Below are 21,385 nucleotides of genomic sequence, written 5' to 3'. Positions count from 1 at the left end.
TCTGCGCACCTCGTTCATTCGATCGTTTTTTGTCGCCAACCCCCTTGTGCCAGCGCGTTGCAGCCCTACCATGGTCATGCCATGCAGGCGTACGACGGCGGGGCCGGAACTGGTGTCTTGCGCTCACGATCGTCGAAACAGTCCGGCAGGGCCAAAAAGTACCGACCGCTCATCGCTTAGGAATGCTGCATGTCGTCCACCCCCACAGTTCGCGAACAATTCCTTGTCATCAGTGCCCTGGGCGCAAGCCCTATGGAACTGACCAACGTCCTGTGCCGCGCCAGCCATGAAAACCGCTGCTCGGTCGTCAGCTCACGCCTGACCCGTCATGGTGAATGCAGCGCGCTGATCCTTCAGGTATCCGGTAGCTGGGATGCCCTGGCCCGTCTGGAGGCAGGCCTGCCGGGGCTGTCGAAAAAGCACGCTTTCACCATCAGCGTCGTGCGCAGCGCCACCCTGGAAAACCGCCCTGAAGCCCTGCCGTACGTGGCTTACGTCAGCTCGGCCTACCGTCCGGACATCATCAACGAGCTTTGCCAGTTCTTCATCGACCATAACGTCGAGCTGGAAAACCTGATCTGCGATACCTACCTGGCTCCGCAGACCGGTGGCACCATGCTCAACGCGACGTTCACGGTCACGCTGCCGGCAGGTACCCAGATCAGCTGGTTACGTGACCAGTTCCTGGACTTCGCCGACGCACTGAACCTCGATGCGCTGATCGAACCATGGCGCCCTCAAGCCCCCATGTAAGGAGTTCTCATGGCAGTAGCAGTAGATCAACCCGTTCCCGATTTCCAGGCACCCGCCACCAGCGGGCAGGCTGTCAGCCTTGCCGGGCTCAAGGGCCAGCAGGTCGTCATTTATTTCTACCCCAAGGACAACACGCCGGGCTGCACCACCGAAGGCCAGAACTTCCGTGACAGCATTGCGCAGTTCCAGGCCGCTAATACGGTGGTTTTCGGCGTATCGCGCGACAGCCTCAAGGCCCACGAGAACTTCAAGGCCAAGCAGGAGTTTCCCTTCGAGCTGATTTCGGACAAGGACGAAGCCCTGTGCCAGCTGTTCGATGTCATCAAACTCAAGAAGCTGTATGGCAAGGAATATCTGGGCGTTGATCGCAGCACCTTCCTGATCGACAAGGCAGGTGTACTGCGCAAGGAATGGCGCGGAGTGAAAGTACCGGGTCATGTGGACGAAGTACTGGCAGAAGCTCAGGCCCTGAACAAGGCCTGATAGCACGCTCATCTGGTGCGGCGCGCAAGGCGCCGCTACCAGCGCTACAACATCGGTGCCACGCTCGGTTCATGACGCGGCCAGGCGTCGAGGACGGCCTTGAACAGGGTCGCCAGCGGAATCGCGAAGAATATCCCCCAGAAGCCCCACAACCCGCCAAACAGCAGCACGGCGCAGATGATCGCCACCGGATGCAGATTGACGGCCTCCGAGAACAGCAGCGGCACCAGTACGTTACCGTCCAGCGCCTGAATGATGCCGTGCACCACCATCAGATAGATGAACTGATCGCCCCAGCCCCATTGAAACAGACCGATCAGCGCCACCGGCACCGTGACCACCACCGCGCCCACATAAGGCACAACCACCGACACCCCCACCAGCATCGCCAGCAGCGCGGCATAGTTGAGGCCCAGAGCCACGAATGCCACGTAGGTCACGCCACCACAGATGAAGATCTCGATGACCTTGCCACGAATGTAATTGGCGATCTGGCGATTCATTTCCTCGGCGACCCGGGTCAGCAAGGCGCGCTCACGCGGCAGATAGCCACGTACCCAGCGACCGATCATCTGGCGGTCCTTGAGGAAAAAGAACACCAGAATGGGCACCAGAACCAGATAGATCATGAGATTGACCAGCAACGGCAGGCTGGACAGGGAAAACGTCAGCGCCAGTTGGCCGATCTTGCCTATTTCGCCACGGGCCGCCTCAATGGCTTGCAAAACCTGCACATCCGACACCAGATGCGGATAACGCTCCGGCAGCAACAGCAGAAGCGACTGCCATTTGGCGAGCATGCCCGGCAGTTCGTTGAACAGAGTGATCAACTGATGCCAGAGCAGCGGGACCAGAACCAGCAGAAAGACCAGCAACACACCGATGAACAGGGCGAATACCAGACCGACTGCCCCCACTTCCGGCATGCGCAGGCGCTCCAGAAAATTGACGACACCCTGCATCAGGAACGCCAGAACCAGCCCGGCCAGAACAGGAGCCAGCATGCCACCCAGGGTCAGGACCAGGGTGAATGCCAGAATCAGCAGGACCGCCAGTACAACCGCTTCCTCATCCGAGAAATAGAGCTGCACCCAATTGCGAAGCACCTTGAACATCAAACATCCTTTCGAGAAAAAACGGGCTGTGATTTACGCCTTGCGCAACCAGTAGCTGTAGACGCCTTCACTGGCCTCTTCATGCAGCAGTTCATGGCCTGCCAGCCGGGCAAAGGTTCTGAAATCACGCTGCGACCCCGCGTCGGTCGCCACGACTTTCAGTACCGCACCACTGGGCAGACGATTGAGTTCCATCTTGGCCTTGAGCAACGGCAACGGGCAATTGAGGCCACAGGCATCGAGTTCGGCATCACAGGCCTCGGGGCGCGTTACAGCGTCAGACATCGTTTCTCTCCTGGCGGACACATCAAGTTAAAAAGTATTCGAAAAAATACAGGCAGGCATTTCAGACAGAACAAGAAGAATACCTCACTCTGGTCAGCAAGCCATTGAGCCAGCTACAGTAACCATTCTCCAGCCTAGAGCCTCGTGCATGAATTTCCTGCGTCCTACACTGCTCACGCTCGCCTGCCTGCTCGCCACGCCAAGCATGGCCGATGATTTACCATCTCTGGGCGACGCCAGCTCTTCCATCGTTTCGCCCGAACAGGAGCACCAGCTGGGCCGTGCCTGGCTGGGCATGCTGCGCGCCCAGGTGGGCCAACTGTCCGACCCGCAGCTCAAGGACTTCGTCGAAACCTCGGTCTATCGCCTTGCCGAAACCAGTCAGGTCCAGGACCGACGCCTCGAGTTCATCCTGATCAACAGCCCCCAGTTGAACGCCTTTGCGGCACCCGGCGGAATCATCGGGGTCAACGGCGGACTGTTTCTCAACGCCCAGACCGAAGGCGAATATGCCTCGGTCATGGCCCACGAACTGGCTCACCTGTCACAGCGCCACTTCGCCCGCGGTGTCGAAGCCCAGCAACGCATGCAGGTTCCGGTAATGGCAGCCATGCTGGCCGGTATCGTCATGGCCGCAGCGGGTGCCGGCGACGCCGGTATTGCAGCCATTGCCGGCTCACAGGCTGCGGCCATCCAGGAACAACGCCGCTTCTCGCGCCAGAACGAACAGGAAGCGGACCGCATCGGCATCATGAACCTGGAAAAAGCCGGGTATGACCCTCGCAACATGCCGACCATGTTCGAGCGCCTGATGCGCCAGTATCGATTCGATGCCAGACCACCGGAATTCCTGCTGACTCACCCGGTCAGCGAGTCGCGTATCGCCGACACCCGCAACCGCGCCGAACAGGCCAGGCCGGGCGGCAAGGAAGACAGCCTTCTCTATCAACTGATGCGGGCTCGGGTCGCACTGATCTATGAGGAAACCCCGGGGATCTCCGCTAAACGTTTCCGCGCCCAACTGGTTGAAAACCCCAACTCCGACTCGGCACGCTACGGGCTGGCCATCGCGCTGATCAAGGCCGGACAGCTCAATGAAGCCCGTGAAGAGCTCAAGCCGCTGCTGGCCAAGGCCCCCAACGACATCACTTACAACCTGACACAGATCGATCTGGACATCACCAACAACCGCCTGGCGGATGCCCAGCAGCGGGTTGACCGGATGCTCACGCTGTATCCCAACAACTACCCTCTGAACAATGTGCGGATCGACGTGCTGCTCAAGCAGAACCGCACCGCAGAAGCCGAGAAAGGCCTCGAAGCGCTGCTCAAGACCCGCTCAGACGATCCGGACATCTGGTACGTGGTGGCCGAAACAAGGGGCCTGAATGGCAACACCATCGGCCTGCATCAGGCCCGCGCCGAATACTTCGCCCTGGTCGGCGACTTCCGGCAGGCGATTCAGCAACTGGATTTCGCCAAGCGTCGCGCCAGCAACAACTTCCAGCTGGCTTCGCGGATCGATGCCCGGCAGAAAGACCTGATCGAACAGGAACGAATGGTCAAGGACATGATGAACTGACTGTTCACACCCCAGAATGAAAATCCCGGCACATGGCCGGGATTTTCATTTCAGGCACCGCTATCAGGCATTCCCCGCCTGTTTCATGCGAGCCGCCTGGGTGAAATCCAGCATCCGCTGCAGAGGACGCACGGCATGGGGGATCAACGCAGGGTCGACGAAGATCTCGTTGCCGCCCTCCCGCAGGCACTGCAAGGTGCGCTCAAGGGTGTTCATCGCCATCCAGGGACAATGAGCGCAACTGCGGCACGCCGCGCCATTACCGGCCGTTGGCGCTTCGATGAAGACCTTGTCCGGGCACAACTGCTGCATCTTGTAGAAAATGCCGCGGTCGGTGGCCACGATAAATGTCTTGTTGGGCATGCGCTGGGCGGCGGCGATCATCTGGCTGGTAGAGCCCACCGCATCGGCCAGGGCAATGACCTCCTCGGGCGACTCGGGATGGACCAGCACGGCAGCGTCCGGATACAGCGCCTTCATGTCTTGCAGTTGCTTGGACTTGAACTCTTCGTGAACGATACAGGCACCATCCCAGAGCAACATGTCGGCACCGGTTTCACGCTGGATATAACGCCCCAGGTGCTTGTCCGGTGCCCAGATGATTTTCTCGCCGTTATCCATCAGGCTTTCGACGATCTCCAGGGCACAGCCTGACGTTACAACCCAGTCGGCACGGGCTTTGACTGCGGCCGATGTGTTGGCGTAGACCACCACGGTGCGGTCAGGATGCTGATCGCAGAAAGCGGAAAACTCATCGACAGGACAGCCGACATCCAGGGAACAGGTGGCTTCAAGCGTCGGCATGAATACCCGTTTTTCCGGATTGAGGATCTTGGCGGTTTCCCCCATGAAACGCACGCCGGCCACCAGCACGGTACTGGCTGAATGGTTATTGCTGAAGCGTGCCATTTCCAGAGAGTCGGCCACGCAACCGCCGGTTTCTTCGGCCAGGGCCTGTATGACCGGGTCGCAGTAATAGTGGGCAACGAGCACCGCATCCCGCGCCTTGAGTTCGGCAGCGATTTCGGCGCGGTAATGGGCCTGTTCTTCAATACTCAGCGCTTTGGGCTGCTTGGCATCGAGGTGAGCCTGTACCAGAAAGCGTTCGGAAATCTGCGTCATTTTTAGCGGGACCTGAATGCACTTGAGCGCGAGCGACAAGTTTACACCGGAAAGGCATTCAAGAAAAAAGCTGGCAACGGTCGCAAGAGACTGATTTTTCGTCGGTTTCGCGGCCAAACAGCATAACGAGAATCATTCGCTCGATACCGTTCGATAATTCGCTATCGAGCGCCCATAAAAAACGCCAGTCGAAACTGGCGTTTTCAGAGTCATTCAACCCTTACTGCGGCTTGCGACGTCCGAAACCCGGACGCTGGCCGGAACCGGCCGGCGGGCCACGACGCTTGCCCGATGGAGCATCGTCATCGACCAGCTTGATGCCTGCGCGCTTTGGCGAAGGTTTGGCCGGACGCTTGTTCACATCGCTTGGGCGCTCGGCAACCGGAGTACCACGGCCGTTCTCGGCAGGACGCGGGGTACGCGCACCCGGCTTGCCCGAATCCTTGCGTGGCGGGCGCTGCGTGGAGTCGCCACGACGGTCGCTGCCAGTAACCTGCGGTTGACGCGGAGCACGCTCGCTGGTGGCCGGTGCGCCATTGGCAGGACGCAGAGTGCGTACGCGCTCGCCCTTGCCCAGTGGGCGGGACGACTGACGCTGCAAGCGTTCCAGCTTGTCCTTGGTCTTGGCATTCATCTGCGGCTGGGCCACAGGCGTAAGGCCGACTTCGGCTGCCAGGATGTCGACTTCCTGCTGGCTCATTTCGCGCCAGCGGCCCATCGGCAGGTCCGAGTTGAGGAATACCGGCCCGTAACGAACGCGCTTGAGGCGGCTGACCACCAGGCCCTGGGACTCCCAGAGACGACGTACTTCACGGTTGCGGCCTTCCATCACCACACAGTGATACCAGTGGTTGAAACCTTCACCACCCGGTGCCTGCTGGATGTCGGTGAAACGGGCAGGACCGTCTTCGAGGATCACGCCGTTCTTGAGGCGCAGCAGCATGTCGTCATCGACTTCGCCACGCACACGTACCGCATATTCACGGTCCATCTCGAAAGACGGGTGCATCAGACGGTTGGCCAGCTCACCGTCGGTGGTGAACATCAGCAGACCTGTGGTGTTGATGTCCAGGCGACCGATATTGATCCAGCGGCCTTCCTTGGGGCGCGGCAGGCGGTCGAACACCGTTGGACGGCCTTCCGGGTCGTCACGGGTGCAGATCTCGCCATCCGGCTTGTTGTACATGATGACGCGGCGTACCGTCTCGGCAGCCTCTTCGCGCTTGATGACGCGACCGTCAACGGTAATGGCGTCATGCATGTCGACGCGCTGACCAAGGGTGGCGTCGCGGCCATTGACCTTGATGCGGCCCTGGCTGATCCAGGCCTCGACGTCACGGCGCGAACCGACGCCAATACGTGCCAGAACCTTCTGCAGCTTTTCACCTGCGGGTCTGATTTCCTGGCTGTCCTGCGTGTCTTTTTCACTCATCTGGGCACCTCCCGGTGTGTCGAATCAGGGATTGCCGAGGACCGGCAAGACCTGCTGCCCCGCGCGCTGTGGATAGCCGCAAGGCGAAATACTGTATGCCTGGGCGAAGCGGATTCGCCAAAGGGTCGCGAATGATACGCTCATGCAGCCGGTTGCGCATCCCGGGGCAACTGAAAATCTGCCGGTCACTTCTTCTTTTTGCGACCGGTGGTCTTCAGCTTCGCCAGACGCATGGCCGACTCGGCCAGCACTATCCGCTTGTCGTCCTTGTCGAGTTTCTTCCAGGCCTTGATCTCTCGCTTGCTGCGACCACAGCCCAGGCAGATGTCATCGTCAAACTTGCAGAGGCTGATGCAGGGGTTTCTGGTGCTGCTCATAGGGTCTGTTCGCGAATGAATTCGCTTCCTGCAGGTTTATATCAAACATCGTCTTCTGGCTCTTTGTCGGGCTGTTCGACCAACAGATCATCGAAGTCGGTCTTCAGACCCTGCTCCATGGAGTCGAGTTCAAGCAACAGGCTGCGGAAGCTGGTTTCATCCCGTGGCGCTTCAGGCTCCTGCTCATCGAGCTCAAGACTCGCATCGGCCAGGGCCTGCAGATGCGCCGGGACCGGGGCATCGTCGAATTCGAGCACCGGCTCGGCCTCCATCTCGCGCAGGTCGGCCAGCGGCGGCAGTTCTTCAAGGCTCTTGAGGTTGAAATGATCGAGAAAGCCCTTGGTGGTCGCAAACATCGCAGGCTTGCCGGGTACATCCCGATAACCCACGACCCTGATCCACTCGCGCTCCATCAGCGTCTTGACGATATGGCTGTTGACCGCCACGCCACGTACATCTTCGATCTCGCCACGGGTAATCGGCTGGCGATAGGCAATCAGTGCCAGGGTTTCCAGCATGGCCCGGGAATAGCGCTGAGGACGCTCTTCCCACAAACGCCCGACCCAGGGCGAAAAGCGCTCGCGAATCTGCAGGCGATAGCCGGAAGCGACTTCCTTGAGCTCGAAAGCCCGCCCGTCACAGGATTTGCCCAGCACCTGCAGAGCCTTCTTGAAGACCGCCGGTTCCGGACGCTCGCCCTCCTCGAACAGCTCGTACAGGCGCTCCAGTGTCTGCGGTTTTCCAGAAGCCAGCAGAAATGCTTCAAGCAACGGGGCCAGTTCGCGGGGTTCATTGAGGTTCATGATTCAGTTCTTGCTCTACTCGGCTCGCGCCCGGACATGGATCGCCGCAAAGGGCTCGTTTTGGACCAGCTCCACCAGAGACTCCTTGACCAGTTCAAGCACGGCCATGAAAGTCACCACAACGCCGAGCCGCCCTTCTTCAGCAGTGAACAGTTCGGCAAAAGGCACAAAACCGCCGCCCTTGAGACGTTCGAGCACATCGCTCATGCGCTCGCGGGTCGACAATGCCTCACGGCTGACCTGGTGGCTTTCGAACATGTCGCCCCGGTGCAGCACCTCGGCCATGGACATCAGGACTTCTTCCAGGCTGACATCCGGCAGCAGCTTGCGCGCCCTCGCTTCGGGGGCATCCAGCTTTGGCACTATCACATCGCGGCCGACCCGCGACAAGCCATCGATCCCTTCGGCCGCGACCTTGAAACGCTCGTACTCCTGGAGACGGCGGATCAGTTCGGCACGGGGATCTTCTTCATCCTCTTCCACTTCTGCCGAGCGCGGCAGCAGCATGCGCGACTTGATCTCGGCCAGCATCGCAGCCATCACCAGATATTCGGCAGCCAGCTCGAGACGCACGGTTTTCATCAACTCGACATAACCCATGTACTGGCGGGTGATTTCCGCTACCGGGATGTCGAGAATGTCGATGTTCTGTTTGCGGATCAGGTACAGCAGCAGGTCAAGCGGTCCCTCGAAGGCTTCAAGAAAGACTTCCAGGGCATCCGGCGGAATATAGAGGTCCAGCGGCATTTGCGTGACCGCCTGCCCATAGACCAGAGCGAACGGCAGTTCCTGCTGGGCATCGGCCTGACTGTCTACCGTTTCCGGAGTCGTCATTACGCGTCTTCACCGAACGGCGTCGGATCGCCGCATCCCACACGGATGATCTGCGGGTCCCCGTCAGCCAGGCTGATAACGGTGGAAGCCGAAATACCGCCCATGCCGCCATCGATGATCAGGTCCACCTGATGCTCCAGGATCTGACGCATTTCATAAGGGTCGCTCAAGGGTACGCTGTCGCCGGGCATGATCAGGCTGACACTCATCAGTGGCTCGCCCAACTGCTCCAGCAGGGCCTGGGCAATGGGATGGCTGGGCACCCGCAGACCAATGGTGCGACGCTTGGGATGCAGGATCAGGCGCGGCACTTCACGGGTTGCATTCAGAATAAAGGTGTAAGGCCCGGGCGTATGGGTCTTGAGAGCGCGAAAGGCACCGGTATCGACCTTGGCGAACAGCCCCAGTTGTGACAGGTCGCAGCACATCAGGGTGAAGTTGTGCTTGTCGTCCAGTTGACGCAGACGGCGGATGCGCTCGATGGCGCTCTTGTCGCCGATCTGGCAGCCCAGCGCATAGGACGAATCGGTCGGGTACACCACCAGCCCGCCGGCCTTGATGATTTCCGCTGCCTGTTTGATCAGACGCGGTTGCGGGTTCTCCGGGTGGACCTGGAAAAATTGACTCACGGTAACTTCCTGTTCAGACGGAGGCTGGAGGCTGTTCATGTTTGAATCTGCACCACAATGGCGGCAGATCCTCGGGTAATGGCCGGTATATACCGATCTCGGACCAGGCGCCAGGGCCATGGAAATCGCTGCCGGCGGTGACCAGCAGACCGAACTCACGAGCCAGTATCGCCAGGGTTCCGACCTGATCGGCAGGTTGCATGCCATTGACCACTTCGATGGCATGGCCACCAGCCTGGATGAAATCGGCGACCAGTTTACGCCGTTTACTGCGCGTGAAGTCATAATGCGATGGATGTGCCAGACTGACCCAGGCACCCGAAGCCCGCAAAGTGGCGACGGTTTCGTCCAGGGTCGGCCAATGCTGCTTCACATCCCCCAGCTTGCCTGCCCCCAGCCATTTGCGAAAAGCCTCGGCGCGATCCTTTACAAAACCGGCACGCACCAGATAGTCGGCAAAGTGTGGCCGTGCCGGTGCATTGCCGCTATCGCCCAGCTCCTGCTGGATCGCCCGGGCACCTTCCAGCGCCCCGGTCATACCTTTGAGCGCCAGTTTTCGGCTGATTTCCTCGGCTCGCAGCCAGCGCCCCTCGTGCAAACGCTCGATTGCATCCACCAGCGCCTGGGCTTTCACGTCGAATCCGTAGCCCAGAATATGAATGGTTGCGCCTCCCCAGGTGCAGGACAGCTCGACACCATTGACCAGCTGCATCCCCAGAGAATGCGCGGCCGCACGGGCCTCTTCGAGGCCTTCGACCGTGTCATGATCGGTCAGCGAAAGCACCCGCACACCGTTTTCATAGGCACGGGCAACCACGGCCGCTGGCGCAAGAGAGCCATCCGACGCGGTGCTGTGGCAGTGCAGGTCAACATTCATATTCGGGAGCTATCGCTGTCTTTGATGTTTGTTATTATGCCGTCACATCCTGCTTCTGGCTGCCATTGTGAAACAATTCATAGACTTCATCCCGCTGATCCTGTTTTTCATCGTCTACAAGACCGAACCTCAAGCCGTCGACATCCTGGGCCACAGCTACATGCTGGGCGGGATTTTCAGTGCGACCGCGATGCTGATCGCCAGCTCCGTGGTCGTCTACGGGATTCTGTACGTCAAACAGCGCAAACTGGAAAAGAGCCAATGGCTGACCCTGATAGCCTGTCTGGTCTTCGGCAGCCTGACCCTGGCCTTTCACAGCGAAACTTTCCTCAAATGGAAGGCTCCGGTGGTCAACTGGCTGTTTGCCCTGGCATTTGCCGGCAGCCACTTCATCGGTGATCGCCCGCTGATCCAGCGCGTCATGGGCCATGCCCTGACCCTGCCTGCTGCCGTCTGGGTCAGACTCAACATTGCCTGGGTCCTGTTCTTCGTTTTCTGCGGCGCAGCCAATCTCTATGTGGCCTTTACCTATCAGGACTTCTGGGTCGACTTCAAAGTCTTCGGCAGTCTGGCCATGACCCTGATCTTCCTGGTGGCTCAAGGCATCTATCTGAGCCGTCACCTGAGTGACGCCGCCCCTTCTTCCACCACCAAAACCGAGGACTGACATGCTCTACGCCATCATTGCTACAGATGTTGCCGACTCGCTGGAGAAACGCCTGAGCGTACGCCCTGCTCACCTGGAGCGTCTCAATGCCCTCAAGGATGCAGGCCGTCTGGTGCTGGCTGGTCCACATCCCGCCGTGGACAGCAATGATCCGGGCCCGGCCGGCTTCAGCGGTAGCCTGATCGTCGCCGAGTTCGAGTCCCTGAGCGCCGCCGAAACCTGGGCCAAGGCCGATCCGTTCGTTGCCGCAGGCGTCTATGGCAATGTTGTGGTCAAGCCGTTCAAACAAGTCCTGCCATAAATGCAACACCCCGATCCTGTCCGCCCGGGCAGGATCGGTCAGCGTCATCCTGCCTTGCAATGCTCATCATTCCCGCCTCCCTGCCGACAACCTGCTCGATATTTTGAATAGAAACGTCTCTATACAAGGGAGTTCAGATGCGTTCAGGTGCGTTGTGTCTGTTGATGATGTTAGCGGTAAACAGTGCAGTCCATGCCGAGGAAAGCAGCGGTTCCGACACCGCGCAGGCCTTGCACCTGCCCAGCTCTGCCAGCCGTATTGCCGAGCTTGAACAGCGCCTCAGGGAAAGCGAGCGCCTGCGTGAAGAACAGCTCGGACAGGCACAGAATGCCGCGGCCGAGCGTGAAAGCGCGCAACTGACACGTTTGCGTCAGGAAAACCAGAGACTCAAGCTGCAACTCAAGGAAGCGCAATCCATCGCCTCTTCACACCTGCTAACCGAACAGCAACAATGGTTCATTGCAGGCGGTGGCGTTGCGGTAACAGCCCTGGTGTGCGGTATATTTGTCGGCGGTCGACGTAAGCAACGTCAGCAATGGCTAAATTGAGTGAGTCATGAGCGAGCTGTTACTAATTGATGATGATCAGGAGCTGTGCGAGCTTCTGAGCAGTTGGCTGAACCAGGAAGGTTTTCAGGTCCTGGCCTGTCACGACGGCCACAGTGCGCGTCGGACACTGGCCGAAACCTCTCCGTCCGCCGTGGTGCTGGATGTGATGCTGCCCGATGGCAGCGGCCTTGAATTGCTCAAGCAGCTGCGCACCGATCACCCCGAGCTTCCTGTCGTCATGCTTTCGGCCCGGGGCGAACCGCTGGACCGCATCCTCGGCCTCGAACTGGGTGCCGACGACTATCTGGCCAAACCCTGCGACCCACGGGAACTGACCGCCAGGCTGCGCGCCGTACTGCGCCGCAGCCATCCGGTCGCCACACCCAGCCAGCTTGAACTGGGCGACCTGTGCTTCAGCCCGGTACGTGGCGTAGTCAGCATCGACGAAAAAGAACTGACCCTGACCATTTCCGAAAGCCGCCTGCTCGAAGCGCTGCTGCGTCAGCCCGGCGAGCCTCTGGACAAGCAGGAGCTGGCGCAACTGGCACTGGGGCGCAAACTGACGCTGTATGACCGCAGCCTGGACATGCATGTCAGTAACCTGCGCAAGAAGATCGGCCCGCATCCCGATGGCCGGCCTCGTATCGTGGCGCTGCGCAGCCGCGGCTACTACTACAGCCTGTGAAGCAAAAGCCTCGGCGCCTCGGTAAATCCGGGTGCCGATTCGCTTTACACAAGCTTTACCCAGCGCTGACCGCCCTTGACCTTGATCTCCCTAAACTGGGCTCCAACGGCAACGAGCCGCACCAGAGACAAGGAGATTCACCATGCGCAAGACACTCATAGCCTTGATGTTCGCGGCAGCCCTGCCTACCGTCGCCATGGCCGTACCACCGCCACCAGGCGGCCCTGAGGCCGACGCTCCAGGCCTGCATGCGGATCGCGATCGCGGCCCTGGCCCGGAACTGAGACGTGGTCCCGGCCCTTTTGCCGACCTGGACCTGACTCGCGAACAACGCCATGACATCGGTAAATTGCTGGGCGAGCAGATGAAGAACCGCCGCGACGTCACCGAGCGCTACCTGGCCAAGCTTTCCCCGGCAGACCAGAAAGCCATGAAGGACGAACTGGACGCCAGACGGGCCAAGACCGACAGCGAGATCCGCGCCCTGCTCAGACCGGATCAGCAGAAGGAATTCGACGAGATTCGCAAGAAGCAGGAAGAACGTCGCGCAGAATGGGCCGAATTCAAAGCCTGGAAAGCGGAAAAGGACAAAAAGGCGCAATAATCGCCAGACTGCGAATTTGCTCCCGTCACTCAAACCCGACATGCTTGCTGCATGTCGGGTTTCTCCATTGAGGTCATCCTGTGCGTTCATTGTTCTGGCGAATACTGGCCAGCTTCTGGTTAGCCATTGCCCTGGTTGCAGGCCTGTCGATTCTGCTTGGGCATATGCTCAATCAGGATGCCTGGATTCTCAGTCGTCACCCGGTCCTGAACGAACTGCCGAAAAAATGGGTGCAAATCTATGAAGAGCAAGGCGCAGCCACGGCTCAGGACTATCTGCAGAACGTAAAGCGCCGTAACCGTATCGATGTGCAGGTGCTCAATGACAATGGCGAGCCAGTGGTACTCGGCACCTTTCCTCCCCGGGCAGCAGCCTTTGAAGCCCGCCAGCAGGACGACTCGCGTCAATTGCCATGGCGTCGCCTGACCACCGAATACACCAGCGACAATACCGGCATCACTTACCTGCTGATCTTTCGTATCCCGCATCCAGAAATCGAGGACTGGCACCGCCAGAGCCTGATGTGGCCGCTGAGCGCGCTGGGTATCGCGCTGGTGGTGCTGACCCTGTTCAGTCTGTTGGTGACACTCTCCATCACCCGGCCACTGAGCAGACTGCGCGGAGCCGTGCATGACCTGGGGCAGACCAGCTATCAGCAGCACAGCCTGGCACAACTGGCCAACCGCCGAGACGAGTTCGGAGTACTGGCGACCGACTTCAACCGCATGGGCGCACGCCTGCAAAGCCTGATCGGCAGCCAGCGTCAACTGCTTCGCGATGTGTCGCATGAACTGCGCTCGCCCCTGGCGCGACTACGCATTGCTCTGGCACTGGCCGAACGGGCAGAACCGGCAGAGCGGGAAAAACTCTGGCCTCGTCTGGGCCGCGAATGCGACCGCCTGGAAGCACTGATCAGCGAAATTCTTGCCCTGGCCCGTCTGGATGCCGATTTTGGCGGCCCGGAGCCTGTGGATCTGGGCAGCATGCTGCAGCGTCTGAAAAACGACACGCAACTGGAAGACGAGCCTCAGAACATCAGGATTCAGGTGCCGGACAACCTGCAACTGCAAGGCTGGCCGGACATGCTCGAGCGCGCGGTGGACAACCTGCTGCGCAACGCCCTGCGCTTCAATCCGCCGGAGCAGACCATCGATGTGCAGGCCATGCGCGTGGACAATCATGTTCGATTGAGCGTGCGCGACCGTGGCCCCGGCGTCGCCCAGGAACATCTGTCACAACTGGGCGAGCCGTTCTATCGCGCGCCCGGACAGACGGCACCCGGCCACGGCCTGGGACTGGCCATCGCCAAACGGGCCGCGGAACGTCATGGCGGCAGCCTGACACTGGGCAATCACCCTGAAGGCGGTTTCCTCGCCACGCTGGAAATACCGCTTGAGCCCGTCAACCCGCAGACAAACTGATCGATTCCGGTCGCTCATCCGAGCGACCGGCCATCAGCCCTGCCACTCGCTGACAAAACCACCCACATCCACTTTCGGTGCTTCACGTGGCGGGTTCTGCGGCGTGCCCAGATACAGGAAGGCGATGACCTCTTCATCGTCGGCCAGCCCGAACCCCTTGGCCACATGGGGCGAGTAAGACAGATCGCCAGTACGCCATACTGCGCCGACGCCCTGGGCATAAGCGGCCAGCAACACGGCATGCGCGGCACAGCCAGCAGTGATCAACTGCTCCTTGCGCGGCACCTTGAAATGGTCCTGCAAGCGCGCAACCACCACGACCACCAGCGGAGCACGCAGCGGTCCGAGACGCGCCTTGTCCAGAGCCTGAGGCGTGATTTCACCACCGCTCTGCTGCAGAGCCTCGACCAGCAGTTCACCCATGCGCTCGCGAGCCGGGCCTTCGACCGTGATGAAACGATAAGGCCGCAACTGGCCGTGATCGGGTGAGCGCAAGGCTGCGCCAAACAGGATTTCCCGCTGTGCAGCATCCGGAGCGGGATCGACCAATCGCGGTACCGAAACACGATTGAGCAAAACGTCGAGTGCCTCCATGGGCGACCTCCTTGAAAATTGATCGGGCATTCTAAAGTGTGTTCAGAGTCAATAACGAGCACGCTGACCGATTACTTACCATCGATGAGTCATGCCTGTCGGTTTACATGCCTTCAGGCGCAGGTAAAATACCCGCCTTTCCCTATTCAGTCCGAGCAGTTCATGGCGTTGCCGACCCTTCGCATCATCGGTTTCATCATCGGCATATTCCTGATCACTCTGGCAGTCGCCATGATCGTGCCCATGGCGACACTGGTCATCTACGAGCGCTTCGAAGACCTGCGTTCCTTTCTGTGGGCCAGCGCCATCACCTTTATCGCGGGTCTGGCCCTGGTTGTGCCGGGGCGACCGGAGCATGTGCATCTGCGCCCACGGGACATGTACATGCTCACGGTTTCCAGCTGGATCATCGTCTGCATCTTCGCTGCCCTGCCCTTCCTGCTGACCCAGCACATCAGCTACACCGACTCGTTTTTCGAAAGCATGTCGGGCATCACGGCCACCGGCTCGACCGTACTCAGCAATCTGGACAGCATGTCGCCGGGGATTCTGATCTGGCGCTCCATGCTGCACTGGCTGGGCGGCATCGGCTTCATCGGCATGGCAGTGGCGATTCTGCCGCTGTTGCGCATCGGCGGCATGCGCCTGTTCCAGACCGAATCTTCCGACCGGTCCGAAAAGGTCATGCCACGCTCGCACATGGTGGCCAAGTTCATCGTCCTCGCCTATGTCGGCTTTACCGCCCTGGGCAGTCTGGCGTTCTGGGCAGCGGGCATGAGCCTGTTCGACGCAATAAACCATGCGATGTCGGCCATTTCCACGGGTGGTTTCTCCACGTCCGACCTTTCTCTGGCAAAGTGGCCGCAACCGGCGGTGCACTGGGTCGCAATCGTGGTGATGATCCTCGGCAGCCTGCCCTTTACGCTGTACGTGGCAACCCTGCGCGGCAATCGCAAGGCACTGATCAAGGATGAACAGGTTCAGGGCCTGATCGGTCTGCTGCTGGTGACCTGGCTCATGATGACCCTCTGGTACGGTGCCACAACCGATCTGCCCTGGAGCGACGCCTTGCGCCATGTGGCCCTGAACGTGACTTCGGTGGTCACCACCACCGGCTTCGCCCTGGGCGACTACAGCCTGTGGGGCAATTTCTCGCTGATGCTGTTTTTCTATCTGGGTTTCATTGGCGGCTGCTCCGGCTCGACGGCGGGCGGCGTGAAAATCTTCCGCTTTCAGGTGGCCTACATCCTGCTCAAGGCCAACCTCAATCAGTTGATCCACCCGCGGGCGGTCATCAAGCAGAAGTACAACGGGCACAGGCTGGACGACGAGATCGTTCGCTCGATTCTGACCTTTTCGTTCTTCTTCACCATCACCATTTGCGTCATCGCCCTGCTGCTTTCACTGCTGGGCCTGGACTGGATGACAGCCCTGACCGGCGCGGCAAGCACGGTATCCGGCGTGGGGCCGGGCCTGGGTGAAATCATCGGGCCAGCCGGCAACTTCTCCACGCTGCCGGATGCTGCGAAATGGATTCTGTCCGCCGGCATGCTGCTGGGGCGCCTGGAGATCATCACCGTGCTGGTACTTTGCGTACCGGCGTTCTGGCGACATTGATGCAGGGCTCACCCTCTCTCGGCTAGACTGGGGCAAGCTGACATGAGGGTGGGCATCATGGACCACGTCAAACGCTTCACCAGCTTCGCCGAGTTCTATCCTTTCTATCTGCAGGAACACCGCAGCAGCACCAGCCGACGCCTGCATTTCATCGGCACCAGTCTGGTGATTTTCCTGCTGGCATTCGGCATCGGCAGTGGCCGATGGTGGCTATTGTGGCTGCTGCCAGTGGCCGGTTACGGCTTTGCCTGGGCGGGGCATTTCTTCTTCGAGAAAAACCGGCCTGCCACTTTCAGGCATCCGTTCTACAGCCTGCTCGGCGACTTCGTCATGTACCGGGACATGCTGCTGGGCAAGGTGCCCTTCTAGACAGAATCAGAGGACGGATTCAGCGACAGGCTCCTGCTGCGCAGCAGCCTTCTGCTGAATGTGCGCGTCGGCCAGACGAAACAGTTCGATGGTGCCGTCCAGATGCTCGATCAGAGCGGTGCAGGACTCCACCCAGTCGCCGCAATTGAGGTATTCCACCTCACCGACCATGCGGATTTCAGCATGGTGAATGTGCCCGCACACCACGCCATCGAGCCCTCGCTTCACGCATTCATGGGCAATGGCTTCCTCGAAGTCGCTGATGAAGTTCACGGCGGTCTTGACCTTGTGCTTCAGGTACGCCGACAGCGACCAGTAGCCGTAACCGTACTTTGCCCGCCAGTGATTGAGCCAGCGATTGAGGGTCAGCGTGAATTCGTAGGCCGAATCTCCCAGAAAGGCCAGCCAGCGGTGATAGCGTGTGATGACGTCGAACTGGTCGCCATGAATCACCAGCAAGCGGCGGCCATCGGCCGTGACGTGCTCGATCTCGTCCACCAACTGGATATTGCCCAGGATCAGCTTCGAGTAACGGCGCAGAAACTCATCATGATTGCCGGTGATATAAATCACCTCGGTGCCGCGCTTGCTCATGGTCAGCAGGCGGCGTATCACGTTGGTATGCGCCTGAGGCCAGTACATGCCGCTGCGCAGTTTCCAGCCGTCGATGATGTCGCCTACCAGATAGACCTTGTCGGCCTGATAACGCTTGAGAAAAGCCGACAGATGCTCAGCCTGACAGTCGCGAGTGCCCAGATGCACATCGGAAATCCATAAGGTCCGCACACGTTGCTTGGAGCTGGGTTTGGCAAGCTGAGCACTGCTCATGGGAAGACCTCCGGCAGGTTTTCCAAGAGAGTGCGGCATGCGGGTTAATTGAGTGTGACGCTCTCATGACCGTGCAGTGACAAAGCGCCAGCACTGCTTTTACGGGGTTTCTGACTGACCCGACCTGTCGTTGTGCCCCAGATCGCGCAGGGGGTCGATCTGATCGCGTACTCGCTGCTTGAGAATCTTGGCCTCAGGAAAGCCCCCATCGGCCTTGCGCTCCCAGATCTGTACGCCCGCACAGGTGATGCGAAACACTCCGCCGGTCCCCGGCTCCAGAGAAACCTTGCCCAGATCGTCCGAAAACGTACTCAACAATTCCTGGGCCAGCCAGGCTGCGCGCAACAGCCACTGGCACTGGGTGCAATAGGTAATGACGACTTCAGCTTTTTCGAGTGACATGAGCGAGCTCTTCAAGACAAATCAATTGATATACCCACGATAGGGCACATGATAAACATTCCTTGTTTTCATGACGTTTGTGGAACTCCATTTTTTAACTGCCCACCTATCAATAGTAGCCACAAGCCTTGATGCGCAATGTACTGCGCACGCCCTCTGCAAAAAAACACCCTGCAAATCGCTACATCCCTTGCAGATCAAGCCCGCCATCCAAGTGCGCACGATATTGCGCACGTGCGCATTTTTTTGCGCAGTCTATCCGGAGAAATTGCCCAAGAAACAGCCAAAAACTGCTCATTAAAAAGTTAAAACATTGATTTAAATAGGGAAATAAATTCAGGCATGACTCTTGATAGAGGCAATGCCATTCAGCGAGCAGCGTCGCTTGCAAGAACGAAGGAACAAGGGATGTTCACACCTGCTTACCAGGCCAATTACATGTTGATTGATGGTGCTCTGCGCCCGAATGTCATTTGCCAACTGCAACAACGAGGCGAGCCTCTGGAGATCCTGCCGCTTTACCTGTGTACAGGTCTGGAACCTGTCAAGGAGCAAGGACCGATTCTGGTACATGCGCCTGTCGGCACTGCCCTGATAACCGAATGGCAACAGACTCCGGCCCAGCATCTGTATGCCAGTGTCTTCGCCAGTCAGGCCCCCTTGCGCACCGTCGCCAGCCACCTGCGCCACTTTCTCCAGCCGCCGGACCATATGGGCAACAGCAGCCTGCTGCGCTTTGCCGACCCTGTCGTGACGTATTTCTGGTTGTCGAGCTATCCCCAGGACCATCTGGACTCATTGCTGGGTCCGGTCACCGACTTATGGGTCAAGACACCGATTCATTGCTGGCACCCTCAGCCTGATCCCCCTTTCACCCGCTTTAGCCACAACAACCCGCCTCAAGACTGGGACCCGCGTTTTGCGCTGCAAGGCCAGCCGCAACTGGCTGCCTTCGAGCAGGCTTGCCACTGGCTGTTCATGGAGCAACTTCATGAATGGCTCACCAATCATCACCCATCGGTGTTCGCCAATCAGACCGGCGAACAGGTCCAGAACTGGATGGAACAGGTACTGGAAAAAGGCCGGGCATGGGGGCTGGCAAGTGACTACTCCTTCATCGCCTGGGCGGATATCTGTCATACCTGGGGCCTGGACTTCATGGATCGGATTGAAAGCCCTTACCAGTGCTGGCTGAAGCAGTTTCCCGAAAAGGTACGCCTGCCTCCAGAAGTTCGTGTCGAAGCGCTCGCCGAATACGCACGCCAGGAGCAGAGCCGTCGCATCAATTGCCACTCAAACGAGACTCTCCAATTAACTGATTATCCAAAATAAATATGATGCATATTTTTTATAATTAACTTAGACGAAAATCGAATTTCACAGGAGATGCTGCAGCACCTTATGGTGCTGTGGACAGGGTCGAACGGACCTCAACCATTGGCAGGAGTTGTCATGAGCATCGAATTCATCGGCTATATCGCCACCCAACCCGGATCAGAAATCCATCCACGCAGCGGCCCGACCATACAGCCCGATTACGTGGAAAAGGTCGCCAGGGCTCATGAAGAGGCAGGCTTCGACCGGGCACTGGTGGCGTATCACTCCAATAGCCCTGACAGTGCTTTCGTTGCAGCCCATGCCGCCAGCGTCACGACCAGACTCAAGTTTCTGATTGCCCATCGTCCGGGCTTCATTTCCCCGACCGTGGCTGCGCGTCAGTTCGCGACGCTGGATGTCTTCAATGGCGGGCGCACCGCCGTGCATATCATCACCGGTGGCGATGACACGGAACTGCGCGCCGATGGCAGTCATATCGGCAAGGACGAACGCTATGCCCGCAGCGATGAATATCTGAGCGTGGTTCGCCAGGAGTGGACCAGCGACAAGCCGTTCGATCATCAAGGTACTTACTACCAGTTCGAAGGCGCTCATTCGCTGGTCAAATCACCCCAGCAGCCGCATATCCCGCTGTACTTTGGCGGTTCGTCGCAGGCTGCCATTGCCGTTGCGGGCAAGCATGCCGATGTCTATGCGCTGTGGGGCGAGACCTACGAACAGGTGCGCGACGTCGTCAAACAGGTTCGCGCCGAAGCGGCAAAGCATGGCCGTACCATTCGCTTCAGCCTGTCATTGCGCCCGATCCTGGCGGAGACCGAAGAGAAAGCCTGGGCGCGGGCCGACAGTATTCTGGAAAGAGCCACTGCCCTGGCTCAGAGCAATGGTTTCGTACGCCGCGAACCGCCGAATGAAGGATCACGCCGCCTGCTGGCTGCGGCGGCTCAAGGTGCGCGCCTGGACAAGCGCCTGTGGACCGGCATTGCGGGCCTTCTCGGCGCCCAGGGCAACTCCACTTCGCTGGTAGGGACACCGGAACAGGTCGCTGAAGCCCTGCTGGACTATTACGATCTGGGAATCACCACGTTCCTGATCCGGGGTTTCGATCCGCTGGACGATGCGATCGATTACGGCAAGAAGCTGATCCCGCTGACCCGTGAACTGGTTGCAGAGCGCGAGCGTCAGGCTCGGGAACAGGTTGCCTGATCGGTTTTTTTCGTGAATGAATTGGCTGTGTCTGCATTAAGTGTTGCAAGTCTGTAAGAGGACTGTAGGAGGCAGCTTGCTGGCGACTTCACCGTTGTCGCCAGCAAGCTGCCTCCTACAGAGACATGAACTGCGCCCCAAAAGTTGGACAGTTTGTAGCTAGGCTACCTCAGCCTGAGTCCTGTACTCCACAGGACTCAGGCCTCCGAGCTTCATTTTGATACGTTCGTGGTTGTAGTAGTGGATATATTCATCCAGTCCTTTTTGTAAATCAGCTACGGTGTCGAAGCGTTCCCGGTAAAAAAACTCTGATTTCAGCGTGCCGAAGAAACTCTCCATGGCCGCGTTGTCCAGACAGTTACCCTTGCGTGACATGCTCTGTTCCAGGCCCGCTTCCTTCAGACGCTGGCAGTAGTCTGGGTAACGGTAGTGCCATCCTTGGACGCCCTTCTAAGTGTCAAGTGGACACTGCGCTTTGGTTGATGATGCTATTTCGCCTCTGGATGATGCCGTAGA

At 59.1% G+C, this 21,385-nt stretch carries 25 protein-coding genes and 1 pseudogene; 13 read left to right on the top strand and 13 right to left on the bottom strand.

Annotation, left to right across the window (positions count from 1 at the left end; genetic code table 11):
- Nucleotides 1-189: 189 nt before the first annotated feature.
- Complete coding sequence (locus JSY17_RS04720) at nucleotides 190-753, top strand: glycine cleavage system protein R (protein ID WP_117164100.1); 564 nt, start codon at nucleotides 190-192, stop codon at nucleotides 751-753.
- 9 nt (nucleotides 754-762) lie between these two features.
- Nucleotides 763-1,236: a peroxiredoxin gene (locus tag JSY17_RS04715; protein WP_117164099.1), complete on the top strand. Its 474-nt coding sequence runs from the start codon at nucleotides 763-765 to the stop codon at nucleotides 1,234-1,236.
- 44 nt (nucleotides 1,237-1,280) lie between these two features.
- Here the strand turns inward: JSY17_RS04715 and JSY17_RS04710 are convergent, their stop codons facing one another.
- Both JSY17_RS04710 and JSY17_RS04705 read right to left on the bottom strand, forming a co-directional pair.
- On the bottom strand, nucleotides 1,281-2,351 hold the full coding sequence (locus JSY17_RS04710; protein ID WP_117182966.1) for an AI-2E family transporter: 1,071 nt from the start codon (nucleotides 2,349-2,351) through the stop codon (nucleotides 1,281-1,283).
- Between the two features lie 33 nt (nucleotides 2,352-2,384).
- Entirely contained in the window at nucleotides 2,385-2,636 is a 252-nt protein-coding gene (locus tag JSY17_RS04705) for a sulfurtransferase TusA family protein (RefSeq protein ID WP_117182967.1), read from the bottom strand.
- Nucleotides 2,637-2,784: 148 nt separating this feature from the next.
- On the opposite strand from JSY17_RS04705, the gene JSY17_RS04700 reads away from it, so the two are divergent.
- Nucleotides 2,785-4,218, top strand: a complete 1,434-nt coding sequence (locus JSY17_RS04700) for a M48 family metalloprotease (RefSeq protein ID WP_117182968.1) — start codon at nucleotides 2,785-2,787, stop codon at nucleotides 4,216-4,218.
- Between the two features lie 63 nt (nucleotides 4,219-4,281).
- Here the strand turns inward: JSY17_RS04700 and nadA are convergent, their stop codons facing one another.
- From nadA to JSY17_RS04665, 7 genes are all read right to left on the bottom strand, one after another.
- The gene (gene nadA / locus JSY17_RS04695; protein ID WP_206402076.1) at nucleotides 4,282-5,340 is read right to left on the bottom strand and encodes a quinolinate synthase NadA; all 1,059 of its coding nucleotides are present in this window, start codon (nucleotides 5,338-5,340) and stop codon (nucleotides 4,282-4,284) included.
- A gap of 220 nt (nucleotides 5,341-5,560) precedes the next feature.
- Nucleotides 5,561-6,772, bottom strand: coding sequence for a 23S rRNA pseudouridine(2605) synthase RluB (gene rluB / locus JSY17_RS04690; RefSeq protein ID WP_206402074.1), 1,212 nt, complete (start codon nucleotides 6,770-6,772; stop codon nucleotides 5,561-5,563).
- 185 nt (nucleotides 6,773-6,957) lie between these two features.
- Nucleotides 6,958-7,149, bottom strand: a complete 192-nt coding sequence (locus JSY17_RS04685) for a DUF1289 domain-containing protein (protein WP_117164093.1) — start codon at nucleotides 7,147-7,149, stop codon at nucleotides 6,958-6,960.
- Nucleotides 7,150-7,190: 41 nt separating this feature from the next.
- On the bottom strand, nucleotides 7,191-7,952 hold the full coding sequence (scpB, locus tag JSY17_RS04680; protein WP_206402073.1) for an SMC-Scp complex subunit ScpB: 762 nt from the start codon (nucleotides 7,950-7,952) through the stop codon (nucleotides 7,191-7,193).
- Between the two features lie 15 nt (nucleotides 7,953-7,967).
- Nucleotides 7,968-8,666 carry a segregation and condensation protein A gene (locus tag JSY17_RS04675; protein WP_183133916.1) on the bottom strand — a complete coding sequence of 233 codons (699 nt, stop codon included), beginning with the start codon at nucleotides 8,664-8,666 and terminating at the stop codon, nucleotides 7,968-7,970.
- Nucleotides 8,667-8,785: 119 nt separating this feature from the next.
- A complete protein-coding gene (locus tag JSY17_RS04670) occupies nucleotides 8,786-9,415 on the bottom strand; it encodes an L-threonylcarbamoyladenylate synthase (protein ID WP_117164090.1) in 630 nt (209 codons plus the stop codon).
- A 13-nt stretch (nucleotides 9,416-9,428) separates the two neighbouring features.
- Nucleotides 9,429-10,292 carry a PHP domain-containing protein gene (locus tag JSY17_RS04665; RefSeq protein ID WP_117164089.1) on the bottom strand — a complete coding sequence of 288 codons (864 nt, stop codon included), beginning with the start codon at nucleotides 10,290-10,292 and terminating at the stop codon, nucleotides 9,429-9,431.
- A gap of 67 nt (nucleotides 10,293-10,359) precedes the next feature.
- Between JSY17_RS04665 and JSY17_RS04660 the strand changes: the two genes are divergently transcribed.
- From JSY17_RS04660 to JSY17_RS04635, 6 genes are all read left to right on the top strand, one after another.
- On the top strand, nucleotides 10,360-10,959 hold the full coding sequence (locus JSY17_RS04660; RefSeq protein ID WP_117182971.1) for a septation protein A: 600 nt from the start codon (nucleotides 10,360-10,362) through the stop codon (nucleotides 10,957-10,959).
- 1 nt (nucleotide 10,960) lies between these two features.
- Nucleotides 10,961-11,260 carry a YciI family protein gene (locus JSY17_RS04655; protein ID WP_117164088.1) on the top strand — a complete coding sequence of 100 codons (300 nt, stop codon included), beginning with the start codon at nucleotides 10,961-10,963 and terminating at the stop codon, nucleotides 11,258-11,260.
- Between the two features lie 137 nt (nucleotides 11,261-11,397).
- Nucleotides 11,398-11,808 carry a translation initiation factor 2 gene (locus tag JSY17_RS04650; RefSeq protein ID WP_117182973.1) on the top strand — a complete coding sequence of 137 codons (411 nt, stop codon included), beginning with the start codon at nucleotides 11,398-11,400 and terminating at the stop codon, nucleotides 11,806-11,808.
- A gap of 7 nt (nucleotides 11,809-11,815) precedes the next feature.
- On the top strand, nucleotides 11,816-12,493 hold the full coding sequence (locus JSY17_RS04645; protein WP_206402071.1) for a response regulator transcription factor: 678 nt from the start codon (nucleotides 11,816-11,818) through the stop codon (nucleotides 12,491-12,493).
- 142 nt (nucleotides 12,494-12,635) lie between these two features.
- Nucleotides 12,636-13,097 (top strand): Spy/CpxP family protein refolding chaperone, encoded by a 462-nt coding sequence (locus JSY17_RS04640; protein ID WP_117182974.1) that lies wholly within the window; start codon nucleotides 12,636-12,638, stop codon nucleotides 13,095-13,097.
- Nucleotides 13,098-13,177: 80 nt separating this feature from the next.
- The gene (locus JSY17_RS04635) at nucleotides 13,178-14,518 is read left to right on the top strand and encodes a sensor histidine kinase (protein WP_206402069.1); all 1,341 of its coding nucleotides are present in this window, start codon (nucleotides 13,178-13,180) and stop codon (nucleotides 14,516-14,518) included.
- A 33-nt stretch (nucleotides 14,519-14,551) separates the two neighbouring features.
- Here the strand turns inward: JSY17_RS04635 and JSY17_RS04630 are convergent, their stop codons facing one another.
- Nucleotides 14,552-15,112 (bottom strand): nitroreductase family protein, encoded by a 561-nt coding sequence (locus tag JSY17_RS04630; protein WP_117182976.1) that lies wholly within the window; start codon nucleotides 15,110-15,112, stop codon nucleotides 14,552-14,554.
- Between the two features lie 162 nt (nucleotides 15,113-15,274).
- Here JSY17_RS04630 and JSY17_RS04625 point away from each other — a divergent pair, with 162 nt between their 5' ends.
- Complete coding sequence (locus JSY17_RS04625; RefSeq protein ID WP_025261224.1) at nucleotides 15,275-16,729, top strand: TrkH family potassium uptake protein; 1,455 nt, start codon at nucleotides 15,275-15,277, stop codon at nucleotides 16,727-16,729.
- A 57-nt stretch (nucleotides 16,730-16,786) separates the two neighbouring features.
- The gene (locus JSY17_RS04620; RefSeq protein WP_117183013.1) at nucleotides 16,787-17,098 is read left to right on the top strand and encodes a DUF962 domain-containing protein; all 312 of its coding nucleotides are present in this window, start codon (nucleotides 16,787-16,789) and stop codon (nucleotides 17,096-17,098) included.
- Nucleotides 17,099-17,104: 6 nt separating this feature from the next.
- On the opposite strand, the gene JSY17_RS04615 is transcribed toward JSY17_RS04620, so the two are convergent.
- Nucleotides 17,105-17,926 carry a UDP-2,3-diacylglucosamine diphosphatase gene (locus JSY17_RS04615; protein ID WP_117182977.1) on the bottom strand — a complete coding sequence of 274 codons (822 nt, stop codon included), beginning with the start codon at nucleotides 17,924-17,926 and terminating at the stop codon, nucleotides 17,105-17,107.
- Between the two features lie 99 nt (nucleotides 17,927-18,025).
- Nucleotides 18,026-18,328 carry a SelT/SelW/SelH family protein gene (locus JSY17_RS04610; RefSeq protein ID WP_117182978.1) on the bottom strand — a complete coding sequence of 101 codons (303 nt, stop codon included), beginning with the start codon at nucleotides 18,326-18,328 and terminating at the stop codon, nucleotides 18,026-18,028.
- 408 nt (nucleotides 18,329-18,736) lie between these two features.
- On the opposite strand from JSY17_RS04610, the gene JSY17_RS04605 reads away from it, so the two are divergent.
- Nucleotides 18,737-19,660: a DUF4123 domain-containing protein gene (locus tag JSY17_RS04605; RefSeq protein ID WP_206402068.1), complete on the top strand. Its 924-nt coding sequence runs from the start codon at nucleotides 18,737-18,739 to the stop codon at nucleotides 19,658-19,660.
- Nucleotides 19,661-19,780: 120 nt separating this feature from the next.
- Complete coding sequence (locus JSY17_RS04600; RefSeq protein WP_117182980.1) at nucleotides 19,781-20,869, top strand: LLM class flavin-dependent oxidoreductase; 1,089 nt, start codon at nucleotides 19,781-19,783, stop codon at nucleotides 20,867-20,869.
- Between the two features lie 159 nt (nucleotides 20,870-21,028).
- Here JSY17_RS04600 and JSY17_RS04595 read toward each other — a convergent pair.
- Nucleotides 21,029-21,310 (bottom strand): annotated as a pseudogene (locus JSY17_RS04595) (transposase); the annotation flags it as partial.
- Nucleotides 21,311-21,385: the final 75 nt, after the last annotated feature.

It is taken from the genome of Pseudomonas capsici (assembly GCF_017165765.1).
Lineage (GTDB): Bacteria > Pseudomonadota > Gammaproteobacteria > Pseudomonadales > Pseudomonadaceae > Aquipseudomonas > Aquipseudomonas capsici.
Note: the sequence above shows the minus strand (reverse complement) of the source record. Positions and strands in the feature narration are given on the sequence as shown.